Genomic DNA, 20,303 nt, shown 5'->3' on the forward strand with positions numbered 1-20,303 from the left:
AACAACCGCACTAGGCCGGCGGCAGCACCTTGCCCGGATTCAAGATCCCATCCGGGTCGAGCGCGGCCTTGATCGCGCGCATCGCCACCAGCGTCGGTGCGCTGAAGGCCTGTGTCATGAAATCGCGCTTCGCCAGCGCCAATACCGTGCTCGCCGGAGAGCGTGCCTTCCAGCGCCAGCACCAGCGCGAAGACGCGCGGTAATGCCGCATGCGCGCGCGCGTTTTCATCGGCATCGTCCGGGTCGTACATGATGTTGACGTGCAGGTTGCCGTTGCCGGCATGGCCAAAGGCGACGATCGGCAGCGCGAATTCCGCCGCCAGCGCTTCCACACCTGCAACCAGCTCCGGGATGCGCGAGACCGGCACCACCACGTCTTCGTTGATCTTGCCGGGCTTGATGGTGCGCAATGCGGGCGACAACGCACGGCGCGCGGCCCACAGTTTGTCGCGCGCGCTGCCATCGGCGGCGATGTCCAGGCTGAGCACGCCCTCGCCATCGGCGGCATCGTGCAAGGCCTGCAGTGCGTAAGGCAGCGTGTCGTGATCGCCATCGGCTTCGATCAACAACATCGCGCCAGCCTCGGGCACGTCGCTGCCATTGCGGCGCAGTAACGCGATCGCACTGGCATCCATGAATTCCAGCATCGTCGGCGTGGTGGGTTGCGCCATCAGCCGCGACACCGCGGCCGCAGCGCTGGCGGCATCGCGGTACAACGCGCGCAGCCCGGCTTGCGCAACTGCACGCGGGGTCAGCTTCAAGGTCGCTTCGACGATGATCGCCAGCGTGCCTTCGCTGCCAACCAGTAAATGAGTGAGGTCGTAGCCGGTGGAATTTTTGGTGTACGCACCGCCGCAGCGAATGACATCGCCGGTGCCGGTCACCGCGACCAGGCCGAGTACGTTGTCGCGGGTGGCGCCATACTTCACCGCGCGCGGGCCACCGGCGTTGGTGGATAAATTTCCGCCGATGCTGCAGATCTCCGCGCTGGACGGATCCGGCGGCCAGAACAACCCATGCGGCTGCAAGGCCTGCTGCAGATCGCCATTGAGTACGCCAGGCTGCACCACGGCGCAGCGGTCTTCCGGGCGCAATGCCACGATGCGATTCATGCGCGCCATCGATACCACCACGCCGCCGGAAAACGGGACCGCCGCGCCGGTGGTGCCGGTGCCCGCACCGCGCGCCACAATCGGCACGCCATGCGCGCGGCATGCCTGCACGATCGCCACCACATCTTCGGTATCGCGCGGCAGCGCCACCGCAGCGGGCAATGCCCAGCGACGCGAATCGTCTTCGCCATAACGGCGGCGCGCATCGTCGGCAGTCAACCAGCCATCGGGTCCAAGCCGCGCGGCCAACAGCTCGGCTAGCGCGGTGGGAAGTACATCGGTCATTGCGGGTGATCCTGTGGTGCCGCGCGCTGGATACATCGAAATCCCAGCGCTGCGATGGTGAGCGGCAGCCAGACCCAACGCAGCTCGGAGAGCAGCGTGTTCAAGCCGCGCGCATTGAAAAATCCGTTGGCGAACGGCGAGACGCGGATCGGCCGCCACGGCGCGAACCAGCGCGTTTCGCTCCACGGCCAGGCCAACGCCACGCCGAGCCCGCCGGAGGTCATCGCATCCAGGATCGGGTGTGATGCGCTGCAGACAAACAGCCACACCGCTGCCTGCACGACATCCGCACGCAGGCTGCGATGTGCCACCGCGCCGAGCAGTGCGATGACGCTGGCGAACAACAACGAATGGCTGGCACCGCGGTGACCAAACGCATCGGCATATGGAACGTGCAACGCAAACGCCAGCACATCCGCATCGGGCAGCATCGCCGCCACGATGCCGGCACCGAGCAAGCGCGGCGAAATGCGTCCGCGTTCACTGGCATACCACAGTGCCAGCGGCACTGCGGCGTGGGTCATGATGGTTGGCATCGAACGTCGTTAGTCGAGCTTTTGAAGCATCAGCAATCGTCGGCGCGGAAGGCGTCGCGGATCCAGTGCAGCACCGGCGGTTCGCCGCTGGCTTCGACTACGTCGAAGCGACATGGCAGCGCTGCCAGTGCAGGGTGAGAGACAAGAAACAACTGCGCCGCCAGTACCAGCTTGCGGCGTTTGCGCACATCCACCGAAGCCGCGCCGCCGCCGAAGCGGGCGTCACGGCGGTAACGCACTTCGACAAACACCAGCGCCGGCCCGTCGCGCATCACCAGATCCAGTTCGCCGCCGCGGTAGTTGGCATTGCTCACCACCAGGCGCAAGCCGGCCTGCTCCAGCATCACGCGTGCGGCCGCTTCCACTGCCGCACCGCGTTGCTGGCGCGCTGCCGGCATGACTTAGCGGCCGTCGGCGATCGGCACCGGGCGGCCACCGTTGAAGGTGGACCATGCCGGGGTGCGCAGCACATTGCCGAAGCCGTCCAGATGCAAGGTGCCGGTGGCGCCGCGCAGGCCGCCGTCGGTGCCGGTGGCGAGCTTTTCCAGGTATGCGCTGATCTTCCAGGCGTCGTAGCCGAACGCGAACAGACGTGCGGCCGGGCCGCGTGCGCTGGGCAGGGTGCTGGCGACCTGGCTGGCCGCCGGCAGGCCGGAGACGCCGAGTGCGGTCCAGGTTTCGCTGGGGTAGATGATGCCGTCCAGTGCCAGGTCGTCTTCGACCTTGCCGGTGCCGGCCACCAGCTGCGAGGTGCCTACGCGCGACTTGCCGGCAAACCCGCTCAAGGCCAGCTGCGGCGCCAGCGCACGCGCGGTGTTGCCGCGCACTGCCAGGAACACCGCATCGGCAGTGCCGTAGTTGCGCAGCTGCGCACCGATGTCGCCCGGTGCATCGGCCACGCTGATGCTGCCGGCGACCTTGCCGCCGCGTTCGGTGAAGCGGTCGCGGAAGGCCTTGATGGTGCGCTTGCCGTTGTCGTCGCCGGTGCCCACGATCAGCACGTTGCGGCGTTCGCGCGAGAGCAGGTATTCGGCGGCCATGATGCCGTCGTCTTCCGGTGCCAGCGAGAAGCCTGCGCTGCCAGCGGGCGGCGCCTTGTTGTCGGTGGGGCGGTTGAGCGCCAGCACCGGCACGGCAAGCTGGCCGCGCGCGAACAACGCGCTGACTTCGTCGCGACCCAGCGGGCCGACCACGTAATCGACACCGGCGCCCACGGCTTTGTCGTAGGCGGCATTGGCACCGGCGGCGGTGCCGGCGGTGTCGAAGAACTGCACCTCCGGGCGGCGGCGGGTTTCGGCGTAGTAGCCAGCCAACAGCCCATCACGCACCGGCGCGGCGGCGGTGGCCAGATTGCCGGTGAGCGGCAGCAGTACTGCCAGTTTGACCGGCGGGCGGTAACCGTCGCGCTCGGCCGGCGGACGCTTGCTGGTGTCGAAGCCCCATTGCGCATCGCGATCGAATGCGCGTGGCAACGCCAGGCCGCGGCTAATCAGCGCGCGGCCGGCAAAGTTGTACAGCGGGTCGCCGGCCGGTAGCGCGGCGGTGCGGCCCTTGAGCGTGGCATCGTCCAGCGCCGCCAGCAGACGCACGATGGCGCGCTGGTTGTCGCTGCGCGGCGTGCCGGTCAGGCTGGCATCTGCGCGTGCCCGGTCGGCGGCGGCGCCGAACAGGTCGCCGGTGGCTTCCAGTGCGGCGGCGCGTGCCACCAGCCAGCGCGTCTGCAGCGGCTGGGTCAGCCCCTGCGGGCTGTCGCCCAGCGCTTGCAGCGCCTGCTCGGCCTGCTTGTCGATCACCGCCAGCTCGCCGGTGAGCAGCCCGAAGCGTGCGCGCTCTTCGCCGCTCAGATGGCGCGCGTTGACCTGCGCCAGCAGCGTACGTGCGCGGGCGTCATCGCCAGCGTCGTGCCAGCCGAATGCGGCCGCGGCCAGCAGACGGCTGCGTTGCGCACCGCTGGCACCGGCGGCTTCGGCTTCCAGCTGCTGCGCGGCTTCGCGCGGCTTGCCCTGGTCCAGCAACGCCAGCGCCGCGCTCTGCGTCGGCGAGGCAGTCTGGGTGACGCTGCTGGTGGCGCAACCGGCCGCCAGCATGACCAGCAACGACAGGGCGGAGATCCTTGCAACACGCTTGTTCATTTCAGATCCATTGGACAGGGGCCGCCAGGGCGGTCCGTTGAAAACCGCTACGATTCTACCCTTTGCCCCCGGAAGACCGCTGATGATGTCCCCTGGAACCCTGCACGTGGTCGCCACGCCGATCGGCAACCTGGCCGACCTGTCGCCGCGCGCGCAGGAGGTGTTGCGTGGCGTGGCCGCGATCTGCGCCGAAGACACCCGCCACACCCGCCAATTGCTCAGCCATTTCGGCATCGACCGCCCGCTGTTGGCCCTGCACGACCACAACGAGGAGGCGATGTCCGAGCGCATCGTGGCGCGCCTGCGTGAGGGCGAGTCGCTGGCCATCGTCAGCGACGCCGGCACCCCGCTGGTCAGCGACCCCGGCTTCAAGCTGGTGCGCGCCGCCCGCGCGGCCGGTATCAAGGTCAGCCCGGTGCCGGGCGCCTGCGCGGCGATTGCCGCGCTCAGCGTGGCCGGTCTGCCCAGCGACCGCTTCAGCTTCGAGGGGTTTTTGCCGGCCAAGAGCGCTGCGCGCCGGGAGCGCCTGGCGCACCTGGCCGGTGAGACCCGCACCCTGGTGTTTTACGAATCCTCGCACCGCATCGTCGACTCGCTGGCCGACCTGCGCTTCGCCTTCGGCGACGACCGCCCGGCGGTGATCGCCCGCGAGCTGACCAAACTGTTCGAAACCGTGCTCGACGGCAGCCTGGCCGAGTTGCAGGCCAAGGTCGAAGCCGACGACAACCAGCGCAAGGGCGAGTTTGTGGTGATGGTGCAGGGCGCCGCCGACGCCGCCGAAGGCCAGCTCGCCGAAGGCCGCCGCGTCTACGCCAAACTCGCCGAACACCTGCCGCCCTCCACCGCTGCCAAGCTCGCCGCCGAGCTGACCGGTGCGCCGCGCAAGGCGTTGTATGGCGGCTAGGGTGGTCGTCGCGAGCGCACTGTGATCGGCGATGACGCGTTTTCGGTAATGCTGTCGCGCCCGGGTGCGCTCCTACGGTCAATGGCAGGTTGGAAACGCTGCGCCGTTCTGGATTGTGCCGATAGCGTAGAATGCGCCCCGGCGGAGTCGGCCAGACAGTCGCGTCACTCGCAAGAGTGCCGAGGAAAGTCCGGGCTCCATAGGGCAAGGTGCCAGGTAACGCCTGGGCGGCGCAAGCCGACGGAAAGTGCAACAGAGAGATACCGCCGAACGGTCTCGCAAGAGGCGCGTGGTAAGGGTGAAATGGTGCGGTAAGAGCGCACCGCGAGTCCGGTAACGGACCGGCACGGCAAACCCCACCTGGAGCAAGACCAAATAGGGATCCATTGGCGTGGCCCGCGCTGGATCCGGGTAGGTTGCTTGAGCGCTGCGGTGACGTAGCGCCTAGACGAATGACTGTCCACGACAGAACCCGGCTTATCGGCCGGCTCCGCCGCCTTGCTTTGGGCATCGCCCAAAGCTTAAGGCGCCCACGCTTCGTACCGCCTGCGGCAGTACAAAACGCGGGCCCCGCTCCGGGCATGCCAGAACCCCGCGGCTGTGTCGCTGCCTTCTTTGGGCGTTCGCCCCAAGAAGACACCCACGTTTCGTACCGCCTGCGGCAGTACAAAACGCGGGCCCCGCTCCGGGCATGCCAGAACCCCGCGGCTGTCGCCGCGCCCCCTTGACTCAAGGGGGCTTGCAGTTGGGTGGTTGGTCGAGGCGCTTGCGCGATGCGCTCGCTTGCCCCAATTGCGGAATGGTCAGCCGAATGAGTGGTTGAATGGCGCGTCCAGGGCTTTGATATGCACGCCAGAACCTCATGGCTGTTTCGCTGCCTTCTTTGGGCGTTCGCCCCAAGAAGACACCCACGCTTCGTACCGCCTGCGGCAGTACAAAACGCGGGCCCCGCTCCGGGCATGCCAGAACCCCGCGGCTGTCGCCGCGCCCCCTTGACTCAAGGGGGCTTGCAGTTGGGTGGTTGGTCGAGGCGCTTGCGCGATGCGCTCGCTTGCCCCAATTGCGGAATGATTAGTCGAATGAGTGGTTGAATGGTGCGTCCAGGGCTTTGATGGGCATGTCAGATCCCTACTGCTGTATCCCTGCCTTCTTTCGGCGTTCGCCCCAAGAAGACACCCACGCTTCGTACCGCCTGCGGCAGTACAAAACGCGGGCCCCGCTCCGGGCATGCCAGAACCCCGCGGCTGTCGCCGCGCCCCCTTGACTCAAGGGGGCTTGCAGTTGGGTGGTTGGTCGAGGCGCTTGTGCGATGCACTCGCTTGCCCCAATTGCGGAATGATTAGTCGAGTGAGTGGTTGAATGGCGCGTCCAGGCTTTGAGTAGGCATGCCAGAACCTCGTGGCTGTTTCGCTGCCTTCTTTGGGCGTTCGCCCCAAGAAGACACCCACTTTTCGTACCGCCTGCGGCAGTACAAAACGCGGGCCCCGCTCCGGGCATGCCAGAACCCTGCGGCTGTTGCCGCGCCCCCTTGACTCAATGGGGCTTGCAGTTAGGTGGTTGGTCGAGGCGCTTGCGCGATGCGCTCGCTTGCCCGTATTGGCGAGATGGCTAGCCGAATGAGCGGGTGAACAGCTCGTCCAGGGCGTCGATGATGGTCTGGCCTTGGTCCTTGAGGGAGCCGGCAGGGTTGTTGAGCACTGCGAGCGGCACCGAGGTCATTTCCAGGGGTTGCAGGATGACGCGTTGGCCGGCGACGGTGAGTTCCGGGGTGAAGCGGGACGGGGTTGGGGAGTGCTTGGATTTGATCACCAAGGGCACGACGACGCGGCGGGGGGAGGCGTCGAAGATCTTCGACTGGACCACGACCACGTAGGGGATGTTCTTGTTCTGTCCGACGTTTGCGTAGACATCGAACTGGTCGGTCATAAAGTGGAGAACTCGTCGGCGAAGGAGCCGTGGGTGTCGGTGAAGGTCTTCCATTCGCTAGCAGCGCGCTGCAACTCCATCGCTCTGGCGCTATGGCTGTCGCGCTCTTTGGTGACGTAGTCAGCCAGCAGTTCTTCGACCTTTGCCGACAGGTTGCCGGTCATCGCCCGTGCCTGTGCGGCCAGGTCCGAGTTGATGGTCAGGTTCAGCGGCTTCTTTTGCGCGGAACTGTCGTAGTAACGGCTCATGGTCGGCCTCCTGTCGTTCATGCGCACGCTATGCGCATGATTGCGCAGTGTCAACGCGTACTGAAGATGTCCAGCCGTGTTTCGCCCTGGAATGTTCCATCGGGGCCGAAGCGGCGTTCGTGGATGAAGCCACTGCCTTCACGATCCACCGCCACGATGGTGCTGGCGCGGGTGCCGTAGCTCTGGCCGGCGATGAAGGCGGCCGAGAGCAGGCGTTCGGTGGGCAGATCGACGCCGGTGTGAGGCAGAGCGTTGTCAGGAGCGATGGCGGCGTTGCCCAGGGCGGTCCACAGCGGGTGCAGGTCTTCGCTGCCTGTGGCGCACCAGTCATGCAAGACCGCAGTCAGCGCAACGGTCTTGGGCCAGGGCGCGTCCAGCGGGCCGTTGGACATCCCATGGATACCGGGAGCCAGGGTGCGTGCCAGCGGCGGGTGATTGCTGAGGTGTTCGCAGCGCTCGGCGTCGCACAGCAGCAGGTTGAACGGTGGGAACGCCTGTCCGTCCGCGGCCAGTTCCTGGGCATAGGCAGTAGCGTCAGAACTGCCGGATAGATAGTCGGCAATCAGATGGCCGCGCGAGCGCCCGGACATGGTGGCCATCGGGTCGCGCACGTTGGTCACCACGGCGACTCGGCCGTTGCTGCCCAGTCCGACCCAGCTTCCGCCCGAGCGCAGGTCGCGCCCGGCCAGCACGTTGTCGGCAGGCGCCGCCCAGCGCGCAAGCGGTGCGGTGGGGCGTTCGTGGAATTCATCGCGGTTGCCTGCCAGCAGCAGGCGCCAACGCGGGTGGGTTTTCCAGGCAAGAGCGACTAAGCACATGCCGCCAAGTGTGGCGCGTTTGCGCAGCCATGCGGTGCAGCTGGCGCAGTGTGAAGTGAGACGCGGGTCGTGTTTACACAGCCTTCACGCCCCTGAATTTTTGTTCAATCTCAAAATCTGAGACGAAACAGCAACTTGTGGATAAGCTTTGAACAAGTCTCTAAAGAGTGCTGCAACTCATTGATGCGACTGGCGATTTGCGACCTTGAAAACTGTTGACAACCTTTGGTGCACTGCTAAGGTGGGCATCGGAGGGAAAACCAGGTGTTTTGTGGTTTTTCGTGGTTCAATGATCCCCCAGCGGGTATTCGAGGTTGCATTCGGTGTTTCAGGGCGAGACTGCCATCACGGTGGACGACAAGGGGCGCATGGCGGTACCTACCGCGTATCGCGACCTGGTCACGCGTGTGAGCGGCAATCGCCTGGTGCTCACCTACAACCCGTTCGAAGCCGGTTGCCTGTGGCTGTATGCGGAGAAGGAGTGGGAGCGGGTGCGCGACGATGTGATGTCCAAGCCCAACACCCAGCGCGTGGTCCGCACGCTGCAGCAAAAACTGGTGGGTTCCTCCGCCGTGCTGGAGCTGGACGCCAATGGCCGTCTGAGCATTCCGGCCAGCCACCGCAATGCGGTCGGCATCGAGAAGAAAGCCGTGCTGCTTGGCATGGGCGACAAATTCGAACTCTGGAGCGAGCAGGCACATCGCGCACTGATCCAGCAGACATTGTCTGACGGGGATCTGGGCGATGAATTGCTCGATCTCAGGTTGTGAGCCGGGGTGCCCGGATGCGCGGTGAAGCGCAGCCCGGTCACCCGGTGTCGCAGCCGCCGGCGGCCCATGTGCCGGTGCTGTACACGCAGGTTCTGGATGGCCTGCAGGTGACCGAAGGCGGAACCTATCTCGATGGCACGTTCGGGCGTGGCGGACACGCACGCGGCGTGCTGGAACACCTTGGCCCGGGAGGTCGACTGCTGGTGATGGACAAGGACCCTGAAGCGATCGCGGTGGCCGAACAGACGTTCGGCGGCGATGCGCGCGTGTCCATCCATCGCGGCAGTTTCGCCGGACTCGGTCAGGTGGTCGCCGCTGCGACCGTCGACGGCATCCTGCTGGACCTGGGCGTGTCCTCGCCGCAGCTGGACGTGGCTGGCCGCGGTTTCAGTTTCGGCAAGGACGGCCCGCTGGACATGCGCATGGACCCGGACAGCGGCCAGAGCGCTGCGCAGTGGTTGGCCCACGCCAGCGATCGCGAGATCGCCGATGTGTTGTGGACCTATGGCGAAGAACGCCAGAGCCGCCGCATCGCGCGCGCCATCGTGGCGCGCCGCACCGAGCAGCCGTTGTTGCGCACCGCGCAGCTGGCCGACCTGATCGCCTCGGTGATGCCGCGCGGCGACAGCAAGACCCATCCGGCCACACGCAGCTTCCAGGCCATCCGCATCCACATCAACCGCGAGCTGGCCGATCTGGAAGCCGGGCTGGACGCCGCGCTGGGCGCGCTCAAGCCGGGCGGCCGGTTGGCGGTGATCAGCTTCCACTCGCTGGAAGACCGCATCGTCAAGCAGTTCATGGCCCGCTACGCCAAGGCCCCGCCGAGCAACCGCCGCCTACCCGAAGCGCAGCCGTTCGTGCCGACGCTGCAGCTGGTGACAGGCGCAGTCAAGGCCGACTTCGACGAGTTGAGCGTCAACCCGCGTGCACGCAGCGCGGTATTGCGGGTGGCCGAGAAGCTGGGAATGGGGAATGGGGAATCGGGAATGGAAACGCGCGCCACGCGAATCCCGAATCCCGACTCCCCAATCCCGGCGCCTCAAGGAGACGCCCAATGAGCCGCCTGCTGCTGATCGTGCTGCTGGCCTGCAGCATCGCCTCGGCGATCGGGGTGGTGTACATGCGCCACATGCACCGCAAGCTGTTCGTGCAGCTGTCCAAGCTCGAACACGCGCGCGATGAATTGAATATCGAATTCGGCCGGCTGCAGCTGGAGCAGGCCACCTGGGCGGAAAGCAATCGTGTCGATCAGGTCGCGCGTGCGCGCATCGGGATGAAGTTCCCGGAGACCAACGACATCGTGGTGGTGCGCCCATGACGAAGTCGCACAACAGCCTTTTTGAGCGTCGCAGCCGCCCGCAGGGTGGCGCACAAGCAGCTTCGCCCATGACAAAACGGCACGACGGCCTTTTTGAACGTCGCAGCCGCCCGCAGAGTGGCGCACAAGCAGGTGCGCCCATGACAAAACGGCAGGACAGCCGTTTTGCACGGCGAAGCCGCCCGCAGGGTGGCGCACACGGAGGTGCGCCATGAAAGCCGGTCGCAACCGCCCCCGTAGCAACTTCAACCTGCGCGGCCGGCTGACCCTGGTCGGCATCGCGCTGGGTTTGTGTTCGGTGACGTTGATCGGGCGCGCTGCATTCGTGCAGCTGGTCAATCGCGATTTCTATCAGCGCCAGGGCGAAGCGCGCTATCTGCGTGAGCTGCCGATTGCCACCTCGCGCGGCATGATCACCGACCGCAATGGCGAGCCGTTGGCCGTGTCCACGCCGGTGGAATCGATCTGGGTCAATCCGCAGGAACTGCTGCGCAACCCCGACCGCATTCCCGAGTTGGCCAAGGCGCTCGGCCAGCCGCTGGACGAGTTGAACGCCAAGCTGGCGCAAAAAGCCGGCAAGGAATTCATGTACCTGCAGCGCCGGATCAACCCGGACAAGGCGCATGCGATCGTCGAGTTGAAGATCCCGGGCGTGTTTTCGCAGCGCGAGTTCCGTCGCTTCTATCCGCAAGGCGAAGCGATGGCCCACGTGCTGGGCTTCACCAATATCGACGACCGCGGCCAGGAAGGGCTGGAGCTGGCCTTCGACGAATGGCTGCGCGGCAAGCCCGGCTCCAAGAAGGTGGTGCGCGATGCGCGCGGCGCCATCGTGGAGAGCGTGGATCTGGTGCGTCCGGCGCAGCCGGGCAAGGATCTGACGCTGAGCATCGACCGCCGCATCCAGTTCCTGGCCTACAAGGAACTGCGCAACGCGTTGGTCGAAAACAATGCCGCTGGCGGGTCGATGGTGGTGATGGATGTGGCCACCGGCGAAGTGTTGGCGATGGTCAACCTGCCGACCTACAACCCCAACTCGGTGACCGGCATCAATCCGTCGGCACGACGCAATCGCGCCGTCACCGATCTGGTCGAGCCGGGCTCGACGATGAAGCCGCTGACCGTGGCCACCGCGCTGACTGCTGGCGTGGTGACCAAGGACACCGTCATCGATACCAACCCCGGCTATATGTCGGTGGGGCGCTTCACCATTCGCGATGTGCCGCGCAACAACGGCGTACTCAACGTCACCGGCGTGATCACCCGCAGCTCCAATATCGGTGCGGCCAAGATCGCGGCCAAGGTGCCGGACCAGACGTTCTATCAGTCGATCCGCAACTTCGGTTACGGCAGCGCGCCGCACAGCGGTTTTCCGGGCGAATCGGCCGGTGTGGTGCTGCAGCCGGCGCGCTGGAGCGGCCCGTCCAAGACCACGATGTCGTACGGCTACGGCCTGTCGGTCACGCCGCTGCAGATTGCGCAGGCGTACGCAACGCTGGGCAACGGCGGCAAGCTGACGCCGCCGACCTTCGTGCGTGGCCAGCACAACGAGACCCGTCAGGTGATCACCCCCGAGGTGGCGCGCCAGGTCATCGACATGATGGAGACGGTGGTGACTCAGGGCGGCGCCAAGGGCGCGGCGATCCTGGGCTATCACGTGGCTGGCAAGACCGGTACCGCGCGCAAGAACGGCGCCAATGGTTACGAGCGCGGGCATTACAACGCGCTGTTTGCCGGTCTGGTACCGGCCACGCGCCCGCGGTTTGCCACCGTCATCGTGATCAACGATCCGCAGGGCAAGGTGTATTACGGCGGCCTGGTGTCGGCACCGGTGTTCCATAAGGTAATGGAAGGTGCGCTGCGGTTGATGGACGTGCCGCCGGACGATATCCAGTCGTGGCTAGCCGCGCAGGCCGCCGGCAAGACCGGTCAACCGATCGTCAAGCCGCAACCGGCCGATCTGGATCCGGCGCTGGTGCCGGACCCGGTGGACGAAGTGTCGGCCGGCATTCCGACCGCGATCGCACCGCCGCCTGCGCCTGCGCAGCCTGCGCCGTTGCAGGAGAGCCGTCAGTGAGTCGCGCCATGCCGCTGTCGCAGCTGCTGCCGGACCTGACGCTTGCGCGCGATGTGCAGGTGTCCGGCCTGGTGATGGATAGCCGTGCAGTGCGCGCAGGCGATGCGTTCGTGGCGATCGCCGGCTTCGGTGCGCATGGGCTGGGCTTTGTTGAACAGGCGCGCGCCAATGGTGCGGTGGCGGTGTTGTTCGAGCCGCCCGCGCCTGCCGATCTGCCGGCGCCTGCCGATGCGATCGCCGTGCCCGGCTTGCGTGCGCGGCTTGGCAGCATGGCCGACCAGTTTCATGGCCATCCGTCGCGCACGCTGCGGATGGTGGGCGTCACCGGCACCAACGGCAAGACCTCCACCGTGCAGCTGCTTGCGCAGGCGCTGACCTTGCTCGGCACGCCCACCGGCACGCTCGGTACGCTGGGCGTCGGCCTGTATGGCAGCGCCGTCCCGACCGGTTTCACCACGCCGCTGGTGCTGCCCACGCATGCGTTGCTGGCACAGCTGCGCGATGAAGGCGCGCAGGCCGCAGCGATGGAAGTGAGCTCGCACGCGCTCGATCAGGGCCGCGTGGATGCGGTGCATTTCGACGTGGCGGTGTTCACCAATCTCACTCGCGATCATCTCGATTATCACGGCGATATGGCGCAGTACGGCGCGGCCAAGGCCAAGCTGTTCACGCGCGCCGGCTTGCAGGCTGCGGTGGTGAATCTGGACGACGCGTTCGGCCGCACGCTGTTCGCCTCGCTCGATCCTGCGCTGCGCGCGATCGGTGTGAGTTCGCGCGGACAGGCTGGCGCCACGCTGCGCGCCGACGCACTGCAGCTGGATCACAACGGCATCAGCTTCGCGCTGCGGATCGATGCCAGCGTCCACGCCGTGCATTCGCCATTGCTGGGTCGCTTCAACGTGGACAACCTGCTGTCGGTTGCCGGTGCCTTGCACGCGCTGGACCATGCGCCGGCGCAGATCGCCCAGGTGCTGGGCCAGCTGCAGCCGATCCACGGCCGCATGAATCGTCTCGGCGGCGCTAATGGCGCACCGCTGGTAGTGGTCGATTACGCACACACGCCCGACGCGCTGGAACAGGCACTGGCCAGCCTGCGCTCGCATGCGCAGGACCGGCTGATCTGCGTGTTCGGTTGCGGCGGCGAACGCGACACCGGCAAGCGCCCGCAAATGGCCGCGATTGCCGAACTCAATGCCGATGTGGCGATCGTCACCGACGACAACCCGCGCCGCGAAGACGGCGATGTCATCGTTGCCGATATCGTGCGCGGTTTTGCGCGCCCGGATGCGGCCATCGTGCAGCGCGACCGCGCCGCTGCGATCCATCAGGCCATCAGCATGGCCAGCGCGTCGGACATCGTGCTGATCGCCGGCAAGGGCCACGAGCCGTACCAGGAAGTGGCTGGCGTGCAGCATGCCTTCGACGATGCAGTGGTGGCGGCGCAGGCCTTGCTGCCGCGTACCGTGCTGGGAGTGCGCGCATGAAGCTCACCCCGCTGTCGTTGATTGCGCATTGGGCCGGCGGCGAGCTGCACGGCGACGATGCCATGATCGATGCGGTCGGCAACGACACGCGCACGCTGTCCAACGGCAGCCTGTATGTGGCGCTGCGCGGCGAGCGGTTCGATGGACACGACTTCGCTGCCGATGCGCTCGCGCAGGGCGCCAGCGGTTTGCTGGTGGATCGTTTGTTGCCCACGCTGAGCGTGCCGCAGGTGCTGGTGCAAAACACCGAACTGGCGCTGGCGCGGATTGCTGCCGGCATGCAGCGCGATCGCGCCACCCGCGTGATCGCGTTGACCGGGTCCAACGGCAAGACCAGCGTCAAGGCGCTGCTGCTGTCGATCCTGACCGAAGCAGGGCGTGTCGATGGCACCACCGTCTATGCCACGCCGGGCAATCGCAATAACGAAATCGGCTTGCCGCTGGCAGTGATCGCCGCGCCGGACGATGCAGATGTTGCCATCTATGAAATGGGTGCCGGCAAGCCGGGCGATATCGCCTACCTCACCGACATCGCGCGGCCGCATGTTGCGCTGGTCAACAACATCGCGCCGGCGCACCTGGAGCGCCTGGGCAGCCTGCTCGGCGTCGCACAGACCAAGGGCGCGATCTATGCCGCGCTGCCGTCCGATGGCGTGGCGGTGATCAATGCCGACGATGCCTTCGGCGCCTGGTTCGAGCAGCAACTGCACGCGCAGCCGGTGCAGGGCCGTCGCGTGTTGCGTTATGGCCTGCAGGCCAGCGCCGATATCACCGCACGTCAACTGCGACTGCAGGCCGACGGCGCGCAGTTCACACTGGTAACCCCGCAGGGCGAGGCGCAGATTACGCTGCCATTGCCGGGCCGCCACAACGTGCTCAACGCATTGGCTGCGACCGGCTTGGCGCTGGGCGCCGGGATCGCGCTGCCGATCATCGCCGCTGGCCTGGCGCAGGCGCGCCCGGTGGCTGGCCGGCAGATCGCCCATCGCCTGCCCGGTGGCGCGGTGCTGATCGACGACAGTTACAACGCCAACCCTGGCTCGTTGGATGCCGCCATCGATGCACTGGCTGCCGCGCCGGGCGCTGGCTGGCTGGTGCTGGGCGACATGCGCGAACTCGGCGCCGACGCCGCGGCACTGCATGCCGCTGCCGGACGTCGCGCACGCGCGGCCAAGTTGCAGCGTCTGTACGCGCTGGGCGAGCTCAGCGCCGCTGCCGCGCAGGCGTTCGGCGAGGGCGGCCGCGTGTTTGCCACACATGCCGCCTTGGCGACGGCATTGCAGGCGGATCTGGCGCAGGTCGCCGGTTCGCAGACTCAAACGCAGGAATCTTCTTTGATGCACGAACACACCGGTGCGGCGGCGCAGGCTGTCGCCACCCCCGCGCAACTTCCGCCCACGCTGCTGGTAAAAGGTTCCCGCGGCAGCGCCATGGACCGCATCGTCGCCGCGCTGCTCGCACCGTCGGAGGATGCCTCCCATGCTGCTTGAGCTTGCGCGTTGGCTACAGCAACTGGAGAGCCTGTTCGGGTTGTTCAACTATCTGACCTTCCGCGGCATTCTGGCAGCGCTGACATCGTTGTTCCTGTCGTTGTGGATGGGCCCTGCAGTGATCCGCAAGCTGGCCCAGTTCAAGGGTGGCCAGCCGATCCGCCAGGACGGCCCACAAACGCATTTCTCCAAGGCCGGCACGCCGACCATGGGCGGCTCGCTGATCCTGCTCACGGTCACCTTGTCGGTGCTGCTGTGGGGCGATTTGCGCAACCGTTATGTGTGGCTGGTGCTGGCGGTGATGCTCTGCTTCGGTGCGATCGGCTGGTACGACGACTGGATCAAGATCGTGCGTCGCGATCCCAACGGCCTCAAGTCGCGCTGGAAGTATCTGCTGCAGTCGATCTTCGGCCTGGCCGCCGGTCTGTTCCTGTTCTACACCGCCGACGTACCGGCGGCGATCACCTTCTACATTCCGATGTTCAAGTCGATCGCGCTGCCGCTGGCCGGCGTGAGCTTCGTGGTAATCGCTTATTTCTGGATCGTCGGTTTCTCCAACGCGGTGAACCTCACCGACGGTCTGGATGGGTTGGCGATCATGCCGACCGTGCTAGTGGCCTGCGCGCTGGGCGTATTTGCGTATGCCTCGGGTAACGTGGTGTTTGCCGAATACCTGAAAATCCCGCTGATTCCGGGCGCCGGCGAGCTGATCATCATCTGCTCGGCGATCGCCGGGGCAGGGCTGGGCTTCCTGTGGTTCAACACCTACCCGGCCATGGTGTTCATGGGCGACATCGGCGCGCTGTCGCTGGGCGCGGTGCTGGGCACCATCGCGGTGATCGTGCGCCAGGAAATGGTGCTGGTGATCATGGGCGGCGTGTTCGTCATCGAAACGCTGTCGGTGATGATCCAGGTCGCCAGCTTCAAGCTCACCGGCAAGCGCGTGTTCCGCATGGCGCCGATCCACCACCACTTCGAACTCAAGGGCTGGCCGGAGCCGCGCGTGATCGTGCGCTTCTGGATTATTTCGGTGGTGCTGGTGCTGATCGGCCTTGCCACGTTGAAGGTGCGCTGATGAACGACATGTCCCGCCAGGCCACACGACTGGACGCCATCGGCGGCCGTTATGACCCGTGGCTGCTCGGCGCGGCAGCCACGCTCGCCTCGCTGGGCGTGGTGATGGTGGCGTCCAGTTCGATCGAGCTGTCCGACAATCCGTTTTACTACCTGACCCGCCATCTGCTGTTTCTGGGCATTGGCGTGGGCCTGGCGTTCTGGGCGATGCGCACCGAGCTCAAGACCATCGAGCAATACAACCAGGTATTGCTGCTGGCCTGCTTCGGTCTGTTGATGGTGGTGTTCGTGCCCGGCCTGGGCAGCAGCGTCAACGGCGCCAAGCGCTGGATCAACCTGGGCGTGTCGAAATTCCAGACCGTAGAAGCGGTCAAGGTGCTCTACATCGTGTGGCTGTCCAGCTACCTGGTGCGCTTTCGCGATGAGGTCAACGCGACCTGGCCCGCGATGCTCAAGCCGCTGGGCGTGGCGATCGCATTGGTCGGTCTGCTACTGATGCAGCCGGACTTCGGCTCGTCCACGCTGCTGCTGGCGATCACCGCCGGCATGCTGGTGCTGGGCGGGGTGAATCTGCCGCGCATGTCGATGCCCATCGTGTTCGGCCTGCCGGTGTTCGCCTTCATCGCGATTCTGGAGCCGTACCGCCTGCGTCGCATCACCTCGTTCCTGGATCCGTGGGCCGATCAGCTGGGCTCCGGCTATCAGTTGTCGAACGCGTTGATGGCGGTCGGCCGCGGCCAGTGGACCGGCGCAGGGCTGGGTGCCTCGGTGCAGAAGCTCAACTATCTGCCCGAAGCGCATACCGACTTCATCTTTTCGGTGATTGCCGAAGAGTTGGGTTTTGTCGGCGTCTGCGGCGTGATCTCGCTATACGCACTGTTGGTCGGCCGCGCGTTCTGGCTGGGCATGCGCTGCGTGGAGATGAAGCGCCATTTCTCCGGCTACATCGCCTTCGGTATCGGTCTGTGGATCAGCCTGCAGAGCTTCGTGTCGGTGGGTGTGAATCTGGGCATTTTGCCAACCAAGGGCCTGACCCTGCCGTTGATTTCCTCCGGCGGTTCGTCGGTGCTGATGACGTGCGTGGCGATGGGCCTGCTGCTGCGCGTGTCCTATGAAATGGATCGCGCCGAGCGCCTGCGCAGCAAGTTGTCGCCGCAGGGTGCGGGTGCGCCATCGGCTGAGCCGGCCGAGCCGGTGGTCGAGTCGGTGCCGCCTGCCTATGCAGCGGGACGCAAGCCGCAGCGCGAGACCGCTGCAGCGCCTGCACCCGTTGCAGCGACGTCAGCTGCAGCACCCTCGGTGGCGCCGGCATCGGCCATCCTGCGTGGCACCAGCCGCATGCAGCCGCGTGTAGAACCGACCTTCGGGAGGATTGCATGAGCGTTGATGCGAATCCCGCGCAACAGCCCGCACATCCAGCTGCGGGCGGTCGACCTGTCATGATTTTGGCTGGCGGCACCGGCGGGCATATTTTCCCGGGTCTGGCAGTGGCCAAGGTGCTGCGCGCGCGTGGTGTGCCGGTGACCTGGCTGGGCGCCGACGGCGCAATGGAAACGCGGCTGGTGCCGCAGCACGATATCCAGATCGACACGCTGGCCATCAGTGGCCTGCGCGGCAAGGGCGTGATCAAGTTGCTCGGCGCACCGGTGCGGGTGATGCGTGCAGTGCGCGCTGCCGGCTTTGTGTTGCGCAAGCGACAGCCGCGCGCGGTGGTCAGCTTCGGCGGCTTTGCGGCTGGCCCCGGTGGCTTGGCTGCACGTCTGCTCGGCGTGCCCTTGCTCGTGCACGAACAGAATCGCGCGCCTGGCATGACCAATAAGGTGTTGTCGCGTTTTGCGCGCCGCGTACTGACCGGTTTCCCCGGCAGCTTTGCTGGCGAAGAAGCGGTGGGTAATCCGGTGCGCGCAGAAATCGCCGCGCTTCCTGTGCCGTCCACGCGCTTGGTCGGGCGGGGTGGCCCCGTACGCGTGTTGGTGCTCGGCGGCAGCCAGGGCGCACGCGCATTGAATCAAGCTGTGCCGTCGGCACTGGCCGCGCTCGGGCATCCGGATGTCGAAGTGCGCCATCAGTGTGGCGAAAAGCTGCGCGCCGAAGCCGAGGCTTCCTACGCGCAGGCTGCGGTACAGGCGAGCGTTGAACCGTTCATTGCCGACATGGCCGCCGCCTACGCCTGGGCCGATCTGGTGGTGTGCCGCGCCGGCGCCTCCACCCTGGCCGAGCTGTGCGCCGCCGGTGTCGGCAGCGTGCTGGTGCCCTTTGCCGCCGCTGTCGACGATCACCAGACCCGCAATGCCGAATACCTGGTCGGCGCCGACGCCGCCGTGCTGCTCAAGCAGGACGACACCTTGCCCGTGCGCCTGCAGCAGGTCTTGCAGACCCTGCTCACCGACCCCGCGCGCCGCCTGTCGATGGCGCAAGCCGCCCGCACTCTGGCCAAGCCGGATGCCGCCGAGCGCATTGCCGACATCATTCTGCAAGAGGCAGGGAGTGGTGAGTCGGGATTGGGGGATAGGAAGAGCTCAGATCAACCGCAGGAATACACCTCAATGCACGCAGACAAGCGCACCGACCAGGCGTCCGTCGCCGTTGGTGCTTCGCTTCACACGATTCCCGATTCCCGATTCCCGATTCGCATTTCCTCAGGAGGTGCCCAGTGATCCGCCGTCTGCAGGACAGTGACGATCTGGTCCGCGCATTTCCGCGCGTGCACTTCGTCGGCATCGGCGGCACCGGCATGAGCGGCATTGCCGAGGTCATGCTGACGCTGGGCTATGAAGTCTCCGGCTCGGACAACGCCGACAATGCGGCCACCCGCCGCCTGGCCAAGCTCGGTGCGCGCGTGATGCGCGGCCACTCGGCCGCCAACGTGCTCGGTACCGATTGCGTGGTGGTGTCCAGCGCGATCCGCGAAGACAACCCCGAGCTGATGGAAGCGCGCAGCCAGCGCATTCCGATCATGCCGCGCGCGGCGATGCTGGCCGAATTGATGCGCTTCCGTCGCGGCATTGCAGTCGCCGGCACGCATGGCAAGACCACCACCACCAGCCTGGCTGCGGCCGTGCTGAGCGAAGGTGGCCTGGACCCGACCTTCGTCATCGGCGGGCAACTGTTGGCGGCCGGCGCCAATGCCAAGCTCGGCGGCGGCCAGTGGCTGGTGGCCGAAGCCGATGAAAGCGATGGCAGCTTCCTGCGTCTGAATCCGTTGATGGCGGTGATTACCAACATCGACTCGGATCACCTGGAAAACTACGGCAACGATTTCTCGCGCATCCAGGCGGCATTCGCAGAATTCCTGCAGCGCCTGCCGTTCTATGGCCTGGCCCTGCTGTGTATCGACGACCCGGAAGTGGCCGCACTGGCCGGCAAAACGCCGCGACACGTGATGAGCTACGGAATGAGCGAGAACGCCGATGTACGCGCCGAAGATGTGGTGCAGGACGGCCCGCGTATGCGCTTCACCCTGCGTCTGCCCGAAGGCACCACCACGCCGGTGACGCTGGCCTTGCCGGGCCGTCACAATGTGCTCAATGCACTGGCCGCTGCCGCGATCGGTTGGCAGCTGGGCGTGGAGCCGCAGACCATTGCGCGTGCGCTGGAAAATTTTGCGGGCATCGGCCGGCGTTTCAACGATCTGGGCGAAGTCACCACCAGCACCGGTGCGCGCGTGCGGGTGGTCGACGATTACGGCCACCACCCGCGCGAGCTGGAAGCGGTGTTCGCCGCCGCCCGCGGTGGCTGGCCGGACAAGCGCCTGGTCGTCGCATTCCAGCCACATCGTTACAGCCGTACCCGCGATCAGTTCGACGCATTCGCCGCCGTGCTTAGCACCGTCGATGCCTTGGTGTTGAGTGAAGTCTATCCGGCCGGCGAAGCACCGATTCCCGGTGCGGACTCGCGTGCCCTGGCGCGTGCCATCCGTGCGCGCGGCCGTAGCGAGCCGGTCGTGGTTGGTCAGATTGCCGGCCTGGCCGAAGTGTTGCCGGACGTGCTGCAAGACGGCGATCTGCTGTTGATGATGGGTGCCGGCGACATCGGTTATGTGGCGCAGCACATCATCAATCACGGTTTTGTTGGAGAGCAGGCATGAGCGCGTCCTCTATCGGGACCCGGGACCCGGGAACCGGGACCGGTG

At 66.2% G+C, this 20,303-nt stretch carries 17 protein-coding genes, 1 other RNA gene and 1 pseudogene; 12 read left to right on the forward strand and 7 right to left on the reverse strand.

The window, feature by feature from the left end:
* Nucleotides 1-10: 10 nt before the first annotated feature.
* From ACZZ0O_RS10245 to ACZZ0O_RS10260, 4 genes and pseudogenes are all read right to left on the reverse strand, one after another.
* A pseudogene (locus ACZZ0O_RS10245) lies at nucleotides 11-1,397 on the reverse strand (FAD-binding oxidoreductase).
* Nucleotides 1,394-1,933 (reverse strand): metal-dependent hydrolase, encoded by a 540-nt coding sequence (locus tag ACZZ0O_RS10250; RefSeq protein ID WP_463590715.1) that lies wholly within the window; start codon nucleotides 1,931-1,933, stop codon nucleotides 1,394-1,396. Before ACZZ0O_RS10250 ends, ACZZ0O_RS10245 begins: the two are co-directional and overlap by 4 nt.
* A gap of 29 nt (nucleotides 1,934-1,962) precedes the next feature.
* Complete coding sequence (locus ACZZ0O_RS10255; RefSeq protein WP_463590716.1) at nucleotides 1,963-2,331, reverse strand: YraN family protein; 369 nt, start codon at nucleotides 2,329-2,331, stop codon at nucleotides 1,963-1,965.
* Nucleotides 2,332-2,334: 3 nt separating this feature from the next.
* Nucleotides 2,335-4,065: a penicillin-binding protein activator gene (locus ACZZ0O_RS10260; RefSeq protein ID WP_463590717.1), complete on the reverse strand. Its 1,731-nt coding sequence runs from the start codon at nucleotides 4,063-4,065 to the stop codon at nucleotides 2,335-2,337.
* A gap of 82 nt (nucleotides 4,066-4,147) precedes the next feature.
* Here ACZZ0O_RS10260 and rsmI point away from each other — a divergent pair, with 82 nt between their 5' ends.
* Nucleotides 4,148-4,969, forward strand: coding sequence for a 16S rRNA (cytidine(1402)-2'-O)-methyltransferase (gene rsmI, locus ACZZ0O_RS10265; protein WP_055850904.1), 822 nt, complete (start codon nucleotides 4,148-4,150; stop codon nucleotides 4,967-4,969).
* Nucleotides 4,970-5,112: 143 nt separating this feature from the next.
* Nucleotides 5,113-5,465, forward strand: an RNA gene (gene rnpB, locus ACZZ0O_RS10270) — RNase P RNA component class A.
* Nucleotides 5,466-6,577: 1,112 nt separating this feature from the next.
* Here rnpB and ACZZ0O_RS10275 read toward each other — a convergent pair.
* The 3 genes from ACZZ0O_RS10275 to ACZZ0O_RS10285 are packed head-to-tail and all read right to left on the reverse strand — an operon-like array spanning nucleotide 6,578 to nucleotide 7,961.
* A complete protein-coding gene (locus tag ACZZ0O_RS10275) occupies nucleotides 6,578-6,895 on the reverse strand; it encodes a CcdB family protein (RefSeq protein WP_055850906.1) in 318 nt (105 codons plus the stop codon).
* Nucleotides 6,892-7,143, reverse strand: a complete 252-nt coding sequence (locus tag ACZZ0O_RS10280; RefSeq protein WP_055850909.1) for a type II toxin-antitoxin system CcdA family antitoxin — start codon at nucleotides 7,141-7,143, stop codon at nucleotides 6,892-6,894. The genes ACZZ0O_RS10275 and ACZZ0O_RS10280 overlap by 4 nt, the downstream gene beginning before the upstream one ends.
* 50 nt (nucleotides 7,144-7,193) lie before the next feature.
* A complete protein-coding gene (locus tag ACZZ0O_RS10285; RefSeq protein ID WP_463590718.1) occupies nucleotides 7,194-7,961 on the reverse strand; it encodes an NRDE family protein in 768 nt (255 codons plus the stop codon).
* Between the two features lie 314 nt (nucleotides 7,962-8,275).
* Between ACZZ0O_RS10285 and mraZ the strand changes: the two genes are divergently transcribed.
* The 10 genes from mraZ to murC all read left to right on the forward strand — a co-directional run bounded on the left by mraZ (nucleotide 8,276) and on the right by murC (nucleotide 20,258).
* On the forward strand, nucleotides 8,276-8,731 hold the full coding sequence (mraZ, locus tag ACZZ0O_RS10290; protein ID WP_010367651.1) for a division/cell wall cluster transcriptional repressor MraZ: 456 nt from the start codon (nucleotides 8,276-8,278) through the stop codon (nucleotides 8,729-8,731).
* A 14-nt stretch (nucleotides 8,732-8,745) separates the two neighbouring features.
* A complete protein-coding gene (gene rsmH, locus ACZZ0O_RS10295) occupies nucleotides 8,746-9,789 on the forward strand; it encodes a 16S rRNA (cytosine(1402)-N(4))-methyltransferase RsmH (protein ID WP_463592436.1) in 1,044 nt (347 codons plus the stop codon).
* On the forward strand, nucleotides 9,786-10,049 hold the full coding sequence (ftsL, locus tag ACZZ0O_RS10300; protein ID WP_055850917.1) for a cell division protein FtsL: 264 nt from the start codon (nucleotides 9,786-9,788) through the stop codon (nucleotides 10,047-10,049). The genes rsmH and ftsL overlap by 4 nt, the downstream gene beginning before the upstream one ends.
* Nucleotides 10,050-10,260: 211 nt before the next feature.
* Nucleotides 10,261-12,123, forward strand: a complete 1,863-nt coding sequence (locus ACZZ0O_RS10305; RefSeq protein WP_055850920.1) for a peptidoglycan D,D-transpeptidase FtsI family protein — start codon at nucleotides 10,261-10,263, stop codon at nucleotides 12,121-12,123.
* A gap of 8 nt (nucleotides 12,124-12,131) precedes the next feature.
* Nucleotides 12,132-13,607, forward strand: a complete 1,476-nt coding sequence (locus ACZZ0O_RS10310; protein ID WP_463592437.1) for a UDP-N-acetylmuramoyl-L-alanyl-D-glutamate--2,6-diaminopimelate ligase — start codon at nucleotides 12,132-12,134, stop codon at nucleotides 13,605-13,607.
* Nucleotides 13,604-15,097 (forward strand): UDP-N-acetylmuramoyl-tripeptide--D-alanyl-D-alanine ligase, encoded by a 1,494-nt coding sequence (locus ACZZ0O_RS10315; protein ID WP_463590719.1) that lies wholly within the window; start codon nucleotides 13,604-13,606, stop codon nucleotides 15,095-15,097. Before ACZZ0O_RS10310 ends, ACZZ0O_RS10315 begins: the two co-directional genes overlap by 4 nt.
* Complete coding sequence (gene mraY, locus ACZZ0O_RS10320) at nucleotides 15,087-16,172, forward strand: phospho-N-acetylmuramoyl-pentapeptide-transferase (protein ID WP_055850927.1); 1,086 nt, start codon at nucleotides 15,087-15,089, stop codon at nucleotides 16,170-16,172. The genes ACZZ0O_RS10315 and mraY overlap by 11 nt, the downstream gene beginning before the upstream one ends.
* Complete coding sequence (gene ftsW / locus ACZZ0O_RS10325) at nucleotides 16,172-17,551, forward strand: putative lipid II flippase FtsW (RefSeq protein WP_115527106.1); 1,380 nt, start codon at nucleotides 16,172-16,174, stop codon at nucleotides 17,549-17,551. Before mraY ends, ftsW begins: the two co-directional genes overlap by 1 nt.
* Complete coding sequence (murG, locus tag ACZZ0O_RS10330; protein WP_463590720.1) at nucleotides 17,548-18,828, forward strand: undecaprenyldiphospho-muramoylpentapeptide beta-N-acetylglucosaminyltransferase; 1,281 nt, start codon at nucleotides 17,548-17,550, stop codon at nucleotides 18,826-18,828. Before ftsW ends, murG begins: the two co-directional genes overlap by 4 nt.
* Nucleotides 18,825-20,258, forward strand: coding sequence for a UDP-N-acetylmuramate--L-alanine ligase (gene murC, locus ACZZ0O_RS10335; protein ID WP_463590721.1), 1,434 nt, complete (start codon nucleotides 18,825-18,827; stop codon nucleotides 20,256-20,258). Before murG ends, murC begins: the two co-directional genes overlap by 4 nt.
* Nucleotides 20,259-20,303 lie beyond the last annotated feature (45 nt).

It is taken from the genome of Xanthomonas sp. AC360 (assembly GCF_979258225.1).

Coding starts and splice junctions, on each gene's coding strand:
- rsmH (WP_463592436.1), top strand. CDS start 8,746: ATGCGCGGTGAAGCGCAGCCCGGTCACCCGGTGTCGCAGCCGCCGGCG.
- ACZZ0O_RS10315 (WP_463590719.1), top strand. CDS start 13,604: ATGAAGCTCACCCCGCTGTCGTTGATTGCGCATTGGGCCGGCGGCGAG.
- murG (WP_463590720.1), top strand. CDS start 17,548: ATGAGCGTTGATGCGAATCCCGCGCAACAGCCCGCACATCCAGCTGCG.
- ACZZ0O_RS10250 (WP_463590715.1), bottom strand. CDS start 1,933: ATGCCAACCATCATGACCCACGCCGCAGTGCCGCTGGCACTGTGGTAT.
- ACZZ0O_RS10275 (WP_055850906.1), bottom strand. CDS start 6,895: ATGACCGACCAGTTCGATGTCTACGCAAACGTCGGACAGAACAAGAAC.
- ACZZ0O_RS10310 (WP_463592437.1), top strand. CDS start 12,132: ATGCCGCTGTCGCAGCTGCTGCCGGACCTGACGCTTGCGCGCGATGTG.
- ftsW (WP_115527106.1), top strand. CDS start 16,172: ATGAACGACATGTCCCGCCAGGCCACACGACTGGACGCCATCGGCGGC.
- ACZZ0O_RS10260 (WP_463590717.1), bottom strand. CDS start 4,065: ATGAACAAGCGTGTTGCAAGGATCTCCGCCCTGTCGTTGCTGGTCATG.
- ACZZ0O_RS10255 (WP_463590716.1), bottom strand. CDS start 2,331: ATGCCGGCAGCGCGCCAGCAACGCGGTGCGGCAGTGGAAGCGGCCGCA.
- ftsL (WP_055850917.1), top strand. CDS start 9,786: ATGAGCCGCCTGCTGCTGATCGTGCTGCTGGCCTGCAGCATCGCCTCG.
- ACZZ0O_RS10305 (WP_055850920.1), top strand. CDS start 10,261: ATGAAAGCCGGTCGCAACCGCCCCCGTAGCAACTTCAACCTGCGCGGC.
- rsmI (WP_055850904.1), top strand. CDS start 4,148: ATGATGTCCCCTGGAACCCTGCACGTGGTCGCCACGCCGATCGGCAAC.
- mraY (WP_055850927.1), top strand. CDS start 15,087: ATGCTGCTTGAGCTTGCGCGTTGGCTACAGCAACTGGAGAGCCTGTTC.
- ACZZ0O_RS10285 (WP_463590718.1), bottom strand. CDS start 7,961: ATGTGCTTAGTCGCTCTTGCCTGGAAAACCCACCCGCGTTGGCGCCTG.
- ACZZ0O_RS10280 (WP_055850909.1), bottom strand. CDS start 7,143: ATGAGCCGTTACTACGACAGTTCCGCGCAAAAGAAGCCGCTGAACCTG.